Annotated in this window: 9 protein-coding genes; 5 read left to right on the top strand and 4 right to left on the bottom strand. The window is 66.5% G+C overall.

Annotation, left to right across the window (positions count from 1 at the left end):
* Nucleotides 1–65 precede the first annotated feature (65 nt).
* The gene (locus tag WS96_RS12690; protein ID WP_034209756.1) at nt 66–797 is read right to left on the bottom strand and encodes an OmpW/AlkL family protein; all 732 of its coding nucleotides are present in this window, start codon (nt 795–797) and stop codon (nt 66–68) included.
* Between the two features lie 193 nt (nt 798–990).
* Here WS96_RS12690 and WS96_RS12695 point away from each other — a divergent pair, with 193 nt between their 5' ends.
* From WS96_RS12695 to WS96_RS12705, 3 genes are all read left to right on the top strand, one after another.
* Entirely contained in the window at nt 991–1,704 is a 714-nt protein-coding gene (locus tag WS96_RS12695; protein WP_027783329.1) for a transposase, read from the top strand.
* 288 nt (nt 1,705–1,992) lie between these two features.
* Nucleotides 1,993–6,696, top strand: coding sequence for a glutamate synthase-related protein (locus WS96_RS12700; protein WP_059832911.1), 4,704 nt, complete (start codon nt 1,993–1,995; stop codon nt 6,694–6,696).
* Nucleotides 6,697–6,781: 85 nt separating this feature from the next.
* Nucleotides 6,782–8,248 carry a glutamate synthase subunit beta gene (locus WS96_RS12705; protein WP_059832914.1) on the top strand — a complete coding sequence of 489 codons (1,467 nt, stop codon included), beginning with the start codon at nt 6,782–6,784 and terminating at the stop codon, nt 8,246–8,248.
* Nucleotides 8,249–8,307: 59 nt separating this feature from the next.
* On the opposite strand, the gene WS96_RS32300 is transcribed toward WS96_RS12705, so the two are convergent.
* Nucleotides 8,308–8,562 carry a hypothetical protein gene (locus tag WS96_RS32300; RefSeq protein ID WP_156443626.1) on the bottom strand — a complete coding sequence of 85 codons (255 nt, stop codon included), beginning with the start codon at nt 8,560–8,562 and terminating at the stop codon, nt 8,308–8,310.
* Between the two features lie 280 nt (nt 8,563–8,842).
* Between WS96_RS32300 and WS96_RS12710 the strand changes: the two genes are divergently transcribed.
* Nucleotides 8,843–10,333 (top strand): alanine/glycine:cation symporter family protein, encoded by a 1,491-nt coding sequence (locus tag WS96_RS12710; protein WP_059832917.1) that lies wholly within the window; start codon nt 8,843–8,845, stop codon nt 10,331–10,333.
* A complete protein-coding gene (thpR, locus tag WS96_RS12715) occupies nt 10,330–10,896 on the top strand; it encodes an RNA 2',3'-cyclic phosphodiesterase (protein WP_059832919.1) in 567 nt (188 codons plus the stop codon). The genes WS96_RS12710 and thpR overlap by 4 nt, the downstream gene beginning before the upstream one ends.
* Before the next feature lie 102 nt (nt 10,897–10,998).
* On the opposite strand, the gene WS96_RS12720 is transcribed toward thpR, so the two are convergent.
* Nucleotides 10,999–12,387, bottom strand: coding sequence for a D-amino acid dehydrogenase (locus WS96_RS12720; RefSeq protein ID WP_059832922.1), 1,389 nt, complete (start codon nt 12,385–12,387; stop codon nt 10,999–11,001).
* Nucleotides 12,388–12,412: 25 nt separating this feature from the next.
* Nucleotides 12,413–13,675: an MFS transporter gene (locus tag WS96_RS12725; protein ID WP_059827575.1), complete on the bottom strand. Its 1,263-nt coding sequence runs from the start codon at nt 13,673–13,675 to the stop codon at nt 12,413–12,415.
* Nucleotides 13,676–13,710 lie beyond the last annotated feature (35 nt).

Genomic DNA, 13,710 nt, shown 5'->3' on the forward strand with positions numbered 1-13,710 from the left:
TACGCCACGAAAAATCCGCTACAAATTGCAGCAGGATTAACCATTCCCCAAATATTCGACTACGCTTAGAAACGGTAGCCGACGTTCAGGTACGTGACGATCGGGTTGAGCGAGATGTGGGCCTTCGACGTTTCCGTCAGCGTCCCGACCGGCGTCCGGCGGGCCGTCGTGAAGGTCGCGGTCACGCTGACGGGGATGTACGAGAGCGACAGGCCCGCGAACCAGTGTTTCGTGAAGTTGTACGTGAAGCCGGCGTTGAAGACGGGGGCCCACTGGTTGCTCGTCGTCGCGCTGGTGGGGCCGCCGAGCACGCCGTTCTCGAAGCTGCCGTTCGTGATTTTCGCGCCGGTGAACCAGACATACGTCGCGCCGATGCCGACATACGGACGGAACTTCGCGTTGGCGTCGTTGAAGTGGTAGCGGAGCAATACGGCGGGACTCCACTGGTACGCGCGGCCGAGTACGCCGAATCTTTCGAACTGACCCTTGCCGGTGATGTCGAACTTCGGCGGTATCCCCATAACGAGCTCGGTGGAGATATGGTCGGTGATGAAGTAGCCCGTTGCGAGCCCAAGCGTATCGGCGTCGCTGATACCGGCGCCGGTATTGGGAATCGACTGGTTGATGGGCGTGCCGCCTACGCCGTAGACGAACAGCGGGTCGCTGCTGTCCTGCGGCGAAAGGTGGAACCAGCCGGTGCTGACGTAGAAATCACCTGCGGATTGTGCGTGTGCCGTGCCGCCCGCGAACGCGAATGCGAGCGCTGCGGCCCCCGTAATGGCCAGTTTTCGTTTCATTGTGTCTCCTCCGATCAAAGGCGTGCTCATTATGACGACTGCGTTTAAAACCAAACAAGCTCGTAAGTTAGAGTTTTCTCCCTAGGATTCGCACGACCGTACGCTTACGCGCGCCGCTGGGACGGGCATTCTACGCAGGTGCGCAATTTCGGACCTCCGGGTATTTCCTAACGCGTTCAAACGGACATTCAGCATGGCACGGTTAGCACGACTCTACGTTCCCGACCAGCCGCAGCACGTAATATTGCGCGGCCTGGATCAGCAACCCGCGTTCGTCGACGACCAGGACTACGAACTCTTCATCGATTGCCTGAAGGCCGCCGCACGCGATCATCACCTGTCGGTGCATGCCTACGTGCTGCTGCCGCGCCAGGTGCAACTTCTCGTGACGCCGAGCGACGAGGCGAGTCTGCCGAAGGCGATGCAAGCCGTCGGCCGCCGCTACGTCGCGCACTTCAACCGGCGCTATTCGCGGCGCGGCACCCTGTGGGAAGGCCGCTATCGCGCGACGGTGATCGAAGGCGAGCGCTATTTCCTGCTCGCGAGCCGCGTGGTCGAGATGAGCCCGGTGCGCTCGCAGCTCGTCGCGACGCCCGAGGCCTATCGGTGGTCGAGCTACCGGCATCACGTCGGGCTCACCGTCGACAGCCTGATCACCGACCATCCGCTCTACTGGGCGCTCGGCAACACGCCGTTCGACCGCCAGCGCGCGTACAAGGAGCTGTGCGAGCAGCCGCTCGACGAGCGGCAGGCCGATCAGCTGCAGCAGGCGACGCTGAAAGGCTGGGTGCTCGGCGGCGAGAATTACCGCGAGTGGGCGGCGCGCACCGCGAACCGGCGCGTTTCGCCGTTGCCGCGCGGACGCCCCAGAAAGGTGCGCGAGAACACACCGCCGATCCAGCAATAAGGTCGGAAAGGCGGGCCGGAAGCGGCGCTGCGGGCGCCGCTTCTTTTTGCACCAAAACGATGCGGCCCCTATAAAACAGCACCATATCAAGGCATTCATTTAATTGGGGTTCGATCAAGCGGTTTTTGTTGCTATTCCCTTGATTCGTCGCGTATATTCCGAATTCCGGTGGCCCGGGCGAAGCTTGCCCAACCACGGTCGGCCGCGCCGTCTCCCGCCGGGAGCGGGATCGATGGCAACAAGAAAACGGTTCAACGGCCTCCAGGCCCCCTTTACGACGGTGTCCCCATGAACGACCACCAGCAGCCGCTCGCCGCGGTGCCCGCCGCACAAGGTCTGTACGACCCGCAAAACGAACACGACGCCTGCGGCGTCGGCTTCGTCGCTCACATCAAGGGCAAGAAGAGCCACGAGATCATTCAGCAGGGTCTGAAGATCCTCGAGAACCTCGATCACCGCGGCGCGGTCGGCGCCGATCCGCTGATGGGCGACGGCGCGGGCATCCTGATCCAGATTCCGGACGCGTTCTATCGCGAGGAAATGGCGAAGCAGGGCGTGAACCTGCCGCCGGCCGGCGAATACGGGGTCGGGATGATCTTCCTGCCGAAGGAGAACGCATCGCGTCTCGCGTGCGAGCAGGAGCTCGAGCGTACGGTGAAGGCCGAAGGCCAGGTCGTGCTCGGCTGGCGCGACGTGCCGGTCGACCATGCGATGCCGATCTCGCCGACGGTGAAGGCGAGCGAGCCGCTGATCCGCCAGATCTTCATCGGCCGCGGCAAGGACATCATGGTGACGGACGCGCTCGAGCGGAAGCTGTACGTGATCCGCAAGACGGCGAGCCACCGCATCCAGGCGCTGAAGCTCAAGCACGGCAAGGAATACTTCGTGCCGTCGATGTCGGCGCGCACGGTCGTCTACAAGGGGCTGCTGCTGGCGGGCCAGGTCGGCGTGTACTACCGCGACCTGCAGGACCCGCGCGTCGTGTCGGCGCTCGCGCTCGTGCACCAGCGCTTCTCGACCAACACGTTCCCGGCGTGGGAGCTGGCTCACCCGTACCGGATGATCGCGCACAACGGCGAGATCAATACCGTGAAGGGCAACGTGAACTGGCTGAACGCGCGTACCGGCGCGATCGCGTCGCACGTGCTCGCCGACGATCTGCCGAAGCTGTGGCCGCTGATCTACCCGGGCCAGTCGGATACCGCCTCGTTCGACAACTGTCTCGAACTGCTGGTGATGGCCGGCTACCCGCTCGTGCACGCGGTGATGATGATGATCCCGGAAGCGTGGGAACAGCACACGCTGATGGACGAGAACCGCCGCGCGTTCTACGAATACCACGCCGCGATGATGGAGCCGTGGGACGGCCCGGCCGCGATCGCGTTCACCGACGGCCGCCAGATCGGCGCGACGCTCGACCGCAACGGCCTGCGCCCCGCGCGCTACATCGTGACCGACGACGACCTCGTCATCATGGCGTCGGAAGCCGGCACGCTGCCGATCCCCGAATCGAAGATCGTCAAGAAGTGGCGCCTGCAGCCGGGCAAGATGTTCCTGATCGACATGGAACACGGCCGCATCATCGACGACAAGGAACTGAAGGACAACCTCGCGAACGCGAAGCCGTACAAGAGCTGGATCGACGCGGTGCGCATCAAGCTCGACGAGATCGAGCCGAAGGCCGAGGAAGTCGCGGCCGGCCGCACGCAAGGCGCCGCGCTGCTCGACCGCCAGCAGGCGTTCGGCTATACGCAGGAGGACCTGAAGTTCCTGATGGCGCCGATGGCGCAGCAGGGTGAGGAAGCCGTCGGCTCGATGGGCAACGACTCGCCGCTCGCGGTGATGTCGAACAAGAACAAGACGCTCTATCACTACTTCAAGCAGCTGTTCGCGCAGGTCACGAACCCGCCGATCGACCCGATCCGCGAGAACATGGTGATGTCGCTCGTGTCGTTCATCGGCCCGAAGCCGAACCTGCTCGACACGAACAACATCAACCCGCCGATGCGTCTCGAAGTGTCGCAGCCGGTGCTCGACTTCAAGGACATCGCGAAGATCCGCGCGATCGACCAGTACACGGGCGGCAAGTTCAGCGCGTACGAACTGAACATCTGCTACCCGGTCGCGTGGGGCAAGGAAGGCATCGAGGCGCGCCTCGCGTCGCTGTGCGCGGAAGCCGTCGACGCGGTGAAGTCGGGCTACAACATCCTGATCGTGTCGGACCGCAAGACGGACGCCGAGCACGTCGCGATTCCGGCGCTGCTCGCGACGTCGGCGATCCACACGCACCTCGTTCAGCAGGGGCTGCGCACCAGCACGGGCCTCGTCGTCGAGACGGGCTCCGCGCGCGAGACGCACCACTTCGCGCTGCTCGCGGGCTACGGCGCGGAAGCCGTGCACCCGTACCTCGCGATGGAAACGCTCGCGAAGATGGCCGAAGGCCTGCCGGGCGACCTGTCGCCGGAGAAGGCCGTCTATAACTTCACGAAGGCGGTCGGCAAGGGCCTGCAGAAGGTGATGTCGAAGATGGGCATCTCGACGTACATGTCGTACACCGGCGCGCAGATCTTCGAAGCGCTCGGTCTGTCGAGCGACCTCGTCGAGAAGTACTTCAAGGGCACGGCGTCGAAGGTCGGCGGCATCGGCCTGTTCGAAGTCGCGGAAGAAGCGATCCGCCTGCACCGCGACGCGTTCGGCGACAGCCCGGTCCTGCGCGACATGCTCGACGCGGGCGGCGAGTACGCGTACCGCGTGCGCGGCGAAGACCACATGTGGACGCCGGATTCGATCGCGAAGCTGCAGCACGCGACGCGCAGCAACTCGTACCAGACGTACAAGGAATACGCGCACCTGATCAACGACCAGACCAAGCGTCACATGACGTTCCGCGGCCTGTTCGAGTTCAAGGTCGAGCCGACCAAGGCGATCCCGATCGACGACGTCGAGCCCGCGAAGGAGATCGTCAAGCGCTTCGCGACGGGCGCGATGTCGCTCGGTTCGATCAGCACCGAAGCGCACGCGACGCTCGCGGTCGCGATGAACCGGATCGGCGGCAAGTCGAACACCGGCGAAGGCGGCGAGGACCAGAAGCGCTACCGCAACGAACTGCGCGGCATTCCGATCAAGTCGGGCGAGACGCTGAAGTCGGTGATCGGCGACGAGATCGTCAGCGACATTCCGCTGAAGGACGGCGACTCGCTGCGCTCGAAGATCAAGCAGGTCGCGTCGGGCCGCTTCGGCGTCACCGCCGAGTACCTCGCATCGGCCGACCAGATCCAGATCAAGATGGCGCAGGGCGCGAAGCCGGGCGAAGGCGGCCAGCTGCCGGGCCACAAGGTGTCCGACTACATCGGCAAGCTGCGTTACTCGGTGCCGGGCGTCGGCCTGATCTCGCCGCCGCCGCACCACGACATCTACTCGATCGAGGATCTGGCGCAACTGATCCACGACCTGAAGAACGTGAACCCGGTGGCGAGCATTTCGGTGAAGCTCGTGTCGGAAGTGGGCGTGGGCACGGTCGCGGCCGGCGTCGCGAAGGCGAAGGCCGACCACGTCGTGATCGCCGGCCATGACGGCGGCACCGGCGCGTCGCCGCTGTCGTCGGTGAAGCATGCGGGCACGCCGTGGGAACTCGGCCTCGCCGAAACGCAGCAGACGCTGGTGCTGAACCGCCTGCGCGGCCGCATCCGCGTGCAGGCCGACGGCCAGATGAAGACCGGCCGCGACGTCGTGATCGGCGCGCTGCTCGGCGCGGACGAATTCGGCTTCGCGACGGCGCCGCTCGTCGTCGAAGGCTGCATCATGATGCGCAAGTGCCACCTGAACACGTGCCCGGTCGGCGTCGCGACGCAGGATCCGGTGCTGCGTGCGAAGTTCAAGGGCCAGCCCGAGCACGTCGTGAACTACTTCTTCTTCGTCGCCGAGGAAGTGCGCGAGATCATGGCGCAGCTCGGCATCGCGAAGTTCGACGACCTGATCGGCCGCGCCGACCTGCTCGATACGCGCAAGGGCATCGAGCACTGGAAGGCGAAGGGCCTCGATTTCTCGCGCGTGTTCTACCAGCCGGAAGAATGCGAGGACGTTGCACGGCGTCACGTCGACGTGCAGGATCACGGCCTCGAGCGCGCGCTCGACCACGTGCTGATCGAGAAGGCGAAGGCCGCGATCGAGAACGGCGAGCATGTGTCGTTCATCCAGCCGGTGCGCAACGTGAACCGCACGGTCGGCGCGATGCTGTCGGGCGCGATCGCGAAGAAGCACGGCCACGACGGCCTGGCCGACGACGCGGTGCACATCCAGCTGAAGGGCACGGCCGGCCAGAGCTTCGGCGCGTTCCTCGCGAAGGGCGTGACGCTCGACCTCGTCGGCGACGGCAACGACTACGTCGGCAAGGGCCTGTCGGGCGGCCGGATCATCATCCGTCCGACCAACGACTTCCGCGGCAAGTCGGAAGAAAACATCATCTGCGGCAATACGGTGATGTACGGCGCGATCGAAGGCGAAGCCTTCTTCCGCGGCGTGGCGGGCGAGCGCTTCTGCGTACGTAACTCGGGCGCGACGGCGGTCGTCGAAGGCACGGGCGACCACGGTTGCGAATACATGACGGGCGGCACGGTCGTCGTGCTCGGCGAGACCGGGCGCAACTTCGCGGCCGGCATGTCGGGCGGCATCGCGTACATCTACGATCCGGACGGCACGTTCGCGGCGAAGTGCAACAAGTCGATGGTCGCGCTCGATCCGGTGCTGCAGCAGGCCGAGCAGGAGCGCACGGTCGATCGCGCGCTCTGGCACGAAGGCACGACCGACGAAGCGCTGCTCAAGGGGCTCGTCGAGCGTCATTTCCAGTTCACGGGTTCGCCGCGCGCGAAGTCGCTGCTGGAAAACTGGGACGCGGCGCGCCGCCAGTTCGTGAAGGTGTTCCCGCACGAATACAAGCGCGCGCTGGGCGAGATCGGTGCGAAGAAGGCGGCGAAGGAAGTGCTGGCCGCCTGAGCGACGAACGACATAGCGAATGCCGCGCGCGCGTGAACGCCGCGCGCGGCTCCCCCATCCGATACACCCAACAGAAGAGCACCTTATGGGCAAGGCAACCGGTTTTCTGGAGTTCGAACGCCGCCACGAGGCGTACGAAGCACCGCTCACGCGCGTGAAGCACTACAAGGAATTCGTCGCGGCGCTGACCGACGCGGACGCGAAGGTCCAGGGCGCGCGCTGCATGGATTGCGGCATCCCGTTCTGCAACAACGGCTGCCCGGTCAACAACATCATTCCCGACTTCAACGATCTCGTTTACCGCCAGGACTGGCAGCAGGCGATCGAAGTCCTGCATTCGACCAACAACTTCCCCGAGTTCACGGGCCGTATCTGCCCGGCGCCGTGCGAGGCGGCCTGCACGCTCGGGATCAACGACGACCCGGTCGGCATCAAGTCGATCGAGCACGCGATCATCGACAAGGCCTGGGCGGAAGGCTGGGTGAAGCCGCTGCCGGCCGAGCACAAGACCGGCAAGAAGGTCGCGATCGTCGGCTCGGGCCCCGCGGGCCTCGCCGCCGCGCAGCAGCTCGCGCGGGCCGGCCACGACGTGACGGTGTTCGAGAAGAACGACCGCATCGGCGGCCTGCTGCGTTACGGGATCCCCGATTTCAAGCTCGAGAAGTGGCTGATCGATCGCCGCATGCGGCAGATGGAAGCGGAAGGCGTGACGTTCCGCACGAGCGTGTTCATCGGCAAGGATCCGCTGCCCGAGTCGATCGGCAGCCTCGCGAAGGAAACCATTTCGCCGGACACGCTGAAGGAAGAATTCGACGCGGTCGTGATCGCCGGCGGTTCGGAAACGCCGCGCGATTTGCCGGTGCCGGGCCGTGAGCTCGCGGGCGTTCATTTCGCGATGGACTTCCTGCCGCAGCAGAACCGCGTGAATGCGGGCGACAAGCTGGTCGACCAACTGCTCGCGAAGGGCAAGCACGTGATCGTGATCGGCGGCGGCGATACGGGTTCGGACTGCGTCGGCACGTCGAACCGTCACGGCGCGAAGCAGGTCACGCAGTTCGAACTGCTGCCGCAGCCGCCGGAAGAGGAGAACAAGCCGCTCGTGTGGCCGTACTGGCCGATCAAGCTGCGCACGTCGTCGTCGCACGAGGAAGGCTGCGAGCGCGACTGGGCGGTCGCGACGAAGCGTCTCGAAGGCAAGAACGGCAAGGTCGAGAAGCTGATCGCGGTGCGCGTCGAGTGGAAGGACGGCAAGATGCAGGAAGTGCCGGGTTCCGAGTTCGAAATGAAGGCCGATCTCGTGCTGCTGGCGATGGGCTTCACGCAGCCGGCCGCGCCGGTGCTCGACGCATTCGGCGTCGCGAAGGATGCGCGCGGCAACGCGCGTGCGGCGACCGAAGGCGATCGTTCGTACTACACGTCGGTCGACAAGGTGTTCGCGGCAGGCGACATGCGACGCGGCCAGTCGCTCGTGGTGTGGGCGATCCGCGAAGGCCGCCAGTGCGCGCGCTCGGTCGATGCGTATCTGATGGGGCATTCGGAATTGCCGCGCTGAGCCGAATCGCGCAAGCGGGTTTCGACGAAAGCCGGGCGTCCGAGAGGGCGCCCGGTTTTTTATTTCCGAAGCGGTGGGCGATCGTGGGCTTGTTTGGTCGGGACGCCCAACGGATCGACGGTTCGTCCGTAGCTTGCAAGCTGCTCGTTGCAGTCGATCATCGCCGTATATCGGATTTCGTCAACGTGCAGCGGGAATTCCCACACACCCAGCTTCCATGCGTGATACTGCGGCGCGCCGTCGAACCGGATGCTGTCCGGAGGGGTAACCCCGGCAGCAGAATGCCCGGCGCCGGCGGAGGCCTGCCAGCGCACCTGTCCCAAATCGCGTGTCGGGCCCGCGTGCCCGCTGCAACGTCCGGATTTTCACGTCAGGCGCACGCGCCAGCCAACAGCCTGGACCGGAAGGGTCATCTCCTCGCTACCGCCGCATTTTCACGAAGCGTCGTCTAACCTGACGACATCCGGCCTTGATTTTTCATCATCTCAATTTCTTTCGTTTTGTAATAATCCTTGAAAACTGTCATATCATGTCGCCCCTCGGGCCGCGTTTGCGGCCGTCGCACATGACTGACGCTATTTACAAGGACTCTGGATGGAAGCACTCGTGCAAGGGCTGGTCGACGCCGTCAACGGCGTGTTGTGGAATTACGTGCTGATCGCGCTGCTGCTCGGCGTGGGCATGTGGTTCACGTTGCGATTCCGGATGATCCAGATGAAGGCGCTGTTCCTCAGCATCAAGCTGGTCGGCAGCAAGGGCGAACCGGGCAGCATTTCGTCGTTCCAGGCGTTCGCGACCGGGCTCGCGAGCCGCGTCGGCACCGGCAACATCGCCGGCGTCGCGGTCGCGCTGACGGTCGGCGGGCCGGGCGCGATCTTCTGGATGTGGATGACGGCGCTCGTCGGGATGTCGTCCGCGTTCGTCGAGGCCACGCTCGCGCAGATCTTCAAGGTGTCGCACGCGGACGGCAGCTATCGCGGCGGCCCCGCGTACTACATCCAGACGGGCCTGCGCTCGCGCGGCTTCGGCGTGCTGTTCTCGCTGTCGCTGATCCTCGCGTTCGGCTTCGTGTTCAACGCGGTGCAGGCCAATGCGATCGCCGACGCGTTCGACACGTCGTTCGGCTGGAGCCGCGCGAGCGTCGGTCTCGGGCTCGTGCTGCTGACCGCGCCGATCATCTTCGGCGGCATCCGCCGGATCGCGGCGGTCGCGCAGGTGATCGTGCCCGTGATGGCGATCGGTTATCTCGCGCTCGCGGTCTATGCGGTCGCGACGCACATCGCGCTGGTGCCGGGCGTGATCGCGCTGATCGTGAAAAGCGCGTTCGGCCTCGAGCAGGCGGCGGGCGGGCTGACGGGCTATGCCGTCAGCCAGGCGGTCGCGATGGGCGTGAAGCGCGGGCTGTTCTCGAACGAGGCCGGCATGGGCAGCGCGCCGAATGCGGCGGCGACCGCCAGCACGCGCCATCCGGTGGTGCAGGGGTTGATCCAGATGCTCGGCGTGTTCGTCGACACGATCGTGATCTGCAGCGCGACCGCGTTCGTGATCCTGCTGTCGGGCCAGTACGAGCTCGGTACCGGCATGGAAGGCGCGGCGCTCACGCAGCGCTCGATCGCGAGCCACGTCGGCGACTGGGGCGGCATCTACATGGCATTCGCGATCTTCTTCTTCGCGTATTCGTCGGTGATCGGCAACTATGCGTATGCGGAAGGCAACGTCGAATTCATCACGAAGCGGCGCGGCGTGCTGCCGCTGTTCCGCGTCGCGGTGCTCGGCATGGTGATGTTCGGCAGCGTCGGGCAGTTGCCGCTCGTATGGGCGATGGCCGATACGAGCATGGGGCTGATGGCGATCATCAACCTGATCGCGATCCTCGCGCTCGGCAAGTACGCGCACGCCGCGTGGGCCGACTATCGCCGCCAGCGCGCGGCAGGCGTCGCCGATCCGGTGTTCACGCGCAACACGATTCCCGAACTCGCGAACGTGCTGCCCGGCGACGTGTGGGGCGAGCACGGCCCGCTGCCGCAGCGTCCGGCGTCGGCCGACGCATCGAACGCGCCGCGCGCCGCCGTGAGCGAGTCATGAACGGCGACCGGCTCCGTGCGTTCGTCGCGCTGATGCCCGATGCGGCGTCGCGCGACGCGCTGCACGCGTTGCCGGTCACCCGTGGCGCGCGGCGCACGCTGCCCGAGCAACTGCACATGACGCTCGCGTTCGTCGGCGCAATCGAGCGGGAACGGTGCGACGCGCTGGCCGCGCACCTGCCCGCGCTCGCGGCCGCGCACGCGTTGCGGTCGTTGCCGGTCGAGCGGATCGCGTGGTGGCCGAGCCCGCCGCGCGCGAGGCTGATCGTTGCGGAACTCGCGGCCGACGCCGCTTGCGTCGCGCTGAATGCGGGGCTCGCGGCGCTGCTGCGCGAGCTCGGCGTGCCGGCCGATCGGCGGCCGTTCCGCCCGCACGTGACGCTCGCGCGGCTGCCGCACGACGCGGTCGGCCAGCCGGCGCACGGCGGTGCGGTGGGGCGTGCCGTCGCACTGCGGTTCGACGCGCTCACGCTGTTCGAAAGCCGGTTGTCGCACGAAGGCGTGTCGCACCGGCCGATCGTGTCGGCGCCGATTGCGCGGGCGGACGACGCGGCGACGGGTTGAGCCGTCCCGGCGCGTTCGGCGAATCGTTGAAGGCTGCCCGCCCGATCGTTTCGGATGCCGACATGCCGCTGCCTCGTGCCGCCCCGTCGCCCGACGTCCTGCCTAGCGCTCGTAGCGCGCGAGCGTCAGCCCCGACAAATCGATCTCCGGTTCCCGCCCCGTGACGAGATCCGCCAGCACCTTCCCCGATCCCATCGACATCGCCCAGCCGGTCGACCCGTGACCGACGTTCAGCCACAGTCCGTCGATGCGGCTCGCTCCCAGCAGCGGCGGCCCGTCGGGCGTCATCGGGCGGCGGCCGACCCAGAAGCGCGCGGATGCGCGTTCGGCCGCGTGCGGAAACCAGTCGTCGAGCACCTTCATCAGCGTATCGAGCGCCTGCTGCCGCAGCGCCGCGTGCCGGTTGCCGAGTTCCGCGGTGCCCGCGACGCGCAGCGTCGGGCCGAAGCGCGTGATCGCCGTCTTCAGCGATTCGTCCATCAGCGCGGCGCGCGGCGCCTTTTCGTCGTCGACGACCGCGAGCGTCGCCGAGTAGCCTTTCACCGGATACAGCGGCACGTCGATGCCATGCGGTCGCAGCAGGCCGGCACTGTCGACGCCGAGCGCGACCACGATCGCGTCGGCCGCAAGCAGCATGTCGTGCGGCGGGGCTCCGGTCGATCCGGCGCGGCCCGGCGCCGGGCGGCTGGGCGGCTCCCCGCCACGCAAGCCGGCGCCTGCCGTGTCGATGCCCGCGCTTTCATCGCGCGGCGAGCGGCCATCCGTTCCGGCCGTGCGTACCCGCACGCCGCGCACCTTGCCGCCCGCGACGTCGAGCGCATGAATCGCGGTGCGGAATCGGAACGTCACGCCGTTCGCTTCGCACAGCGCCCGCAGTTCGCGCGTGAAGCGCGCGCAATCGCCGGCTTCGTCGTCGGGCAGGTAGATGCCGCCGACGGGAGCCTGTCGCGCCCAGCGCAAGCCGGGCTCGATCGCGGTGCAGCCGGCGGCGTCGAGTTCGCGAAACGCGATGCCGGCGTCGCGCAGCACCTTCAGCGCCGGCTGCACCATCTCGACGTCGAATGCGCCGCGCAGCAACTGCAGGTAGCCGCGGCTCGCACCATAGTCGAATGGATGACGCTCGCGAAACGCATGCAGGCACGCGCGGCTGTAATACGCGATGCGCTGCATCCGCTGCTTGTTCACGCGGAACCGCTCGAACTCGCATTCGCGTAGCCAGCGCGCGATCCAGCGCCACTGCGCGGCGTCGAGCGTCGGCCGGAAGATCAGCGGCGACGCGGGCTTGAACAGGTATTTGAGGATCTTGCCGGGCATCCCGGGCGCGGCCCACGGCGTCACGTAGCCGGGCGCGATCACGCCCGCGTTGCCGAGGCTCGTCGCTTGCGCGACATCGGCCTCGCGTTCGATCACGGTGACGTCGCAGCCTGCTTCGCGCAGGTGCCAGGCAGTGGTGACGCCGATCACGCCGGCGCCGAGAACGATCACGTGCATGCGGGTTCCCGAACGGGCAAGGTGCTCACGATGCGACGGCCGGATCGTCGGCGAGCGACTTGCCGCGCGTTTCCGGCAGCACGAGCGCCGCCACGATCACGAGCAGGTAGCCGCCGCCCGCGACGAGGCCGATCGCCTTCACGAGCGACATCGACTGCGACAGCGAGCCGACCAGGATCGGGAAGAACGAGCCGAGCCCGCGGCCGAGGTTGTAGCAGAAGCCCTGACCCGAGCCGCGGATCGCGCCCGGGTACAGCTCCGACAGATACGCGCCGACGCCCGCGAAGATGCCCTGCACGACGATGCCGAGCGGGAAGCCGAGCAGCAGCATCGCGGTGTCGGTGATCGGCAGCATCGTGTAGGCCATGCCGAGCGAGAACGAGCCGATCGCGAACAGGATGAATGACGCGCGGCGGCCGAGCCGGTCGGACAGGATCGCGCCGACCACGTAGCCGACGAACGAGCCGACGATCAGCACGACGAGATAGCCGCTCGTGTTGAACACCGACAGGTGGCGCACGGTTTTCAGGTAGGTGGGCAGCCACGTCGTGATCGCGTAGTAGCCGCCGAGCATGCCGGTGCACAGCGCGCTGCCGAACAGCGTCGCGCGCAGGTGCGCCGGCGCGAAGATCTCGAGGAAGTGGCCCGACACGCGGCCTTCGTCGCGGGCGCGGCGCGTGGCCGTGTAGATGTCGGGATCGCTGACGTTGCGGCGGATGTACAGGATCCACAGCGCGGGCGCGATGCCGATCCAGAAGCACGCGCGCCACGCGAGCTGCTCGGGCAGCAGCGCGAAGAATGCCCAGTACAGGATCGCGGCTGCGCCCCAGCCGAACGACCAGCTGCTCTGCACGGTGCCGACGGCCTTCGCGCGATGCTCGGGCGAGCGGATCGTCTCGGCCATCATGATCGTCACGACCGACCATTCGCCGCCGAAGCCGAAGCCCTGCAGCGTGCGCGTCGCCAGGAGCTGCCAGAACGAATGCGTGAAACCGGACAGGCACGTGAACAGCGCGAACGTCGCGATCGTCCACTGCAGCACGCGCACGCGGCCGTAGCGGTCGGCGAGGATGCCGGCGACCCAGCCGCCGATCGCCGACGAGATCAGCGAACTCGTCGCGATCATCCCGGCCTCGCTCTTCGTCATGCCCCAGGTGGCGATCAGCGTCGGAATCAGGAACGAATAGATCATGAAGTCGAACGCATCGACCGCATAGCCGCCGAATCCGGCGTACAGCGTCCGGCGCTCGCGCGTCGACAATTCGTTGAACCACTGGAATGCCTGCATGCGTGCCGCCCCCTCTTGTGTCGTCTCTCGTATCG

This window comes from Burkholderia sp. MSMB1835, assembly GCF_001526365.1.
Classification (GTDB): Bacteria; Pseudomonadota; Gammaproteobacteria; order Burkholderiales; family Burkholderiaceae; genus Burkholderia.

Coding starts and splice junctions, on each gene's coding strand:
- WS96_RS12705 (WP_059832914.1), top strand. CDS start 6,782: ATGGGCAAGGCAACCGGTTTTCTGGAGTTCGAACGCCGCCACGAGGCG.
- WS96_RS12700 (WP_059832911.1), top strand. CDS start 1,993: ATGAACGACCACCAGCAGCCGCTCGCCGCGGTGCCCGCCGCACAAGGT.
- WS96_RS12690 (WP_034209756.1), bottom strand. CDS start 797: ATGAAACGAAAACTGGCCATTACGGGGGCCGCAGCGCTCGCATTCGCG.
- WS96_RS12710 (WP_059832917.1), top strand. CDS start 8,843: ATGGAAGCACTCGTGCAAGGGCTGGTCGACGCCGTCAACGGCGTGTTG.
- WS96_RS12695 (WP_027783329.1), top strand. CDS start 991: ATGGCACGGTTAGCACGACTCTACGTTCCCGACCAGCCGCAGCACGTA.
- WS96_RS12720 (WP_059832922.1), bottom strand. CDS start 12,387: ATGCACGTGATCGTTCTCGGCGCCGGCGTGATCGGCGTCACCACTGCC.
- WS96_RS12725 (WP_059827575.1), bottom strand. CDS start 13,675: ATGCAGGCATTCCAGTGGTTCAACGAATTGTCGACGCGCGAGCGCCGG.
- thpR (WP_059832919.1), top strand. CDS start 10,330: ATGAACGGCGACCGGCTCCGTGCGTTCGTCGCGCTGATGCCCGATGCG.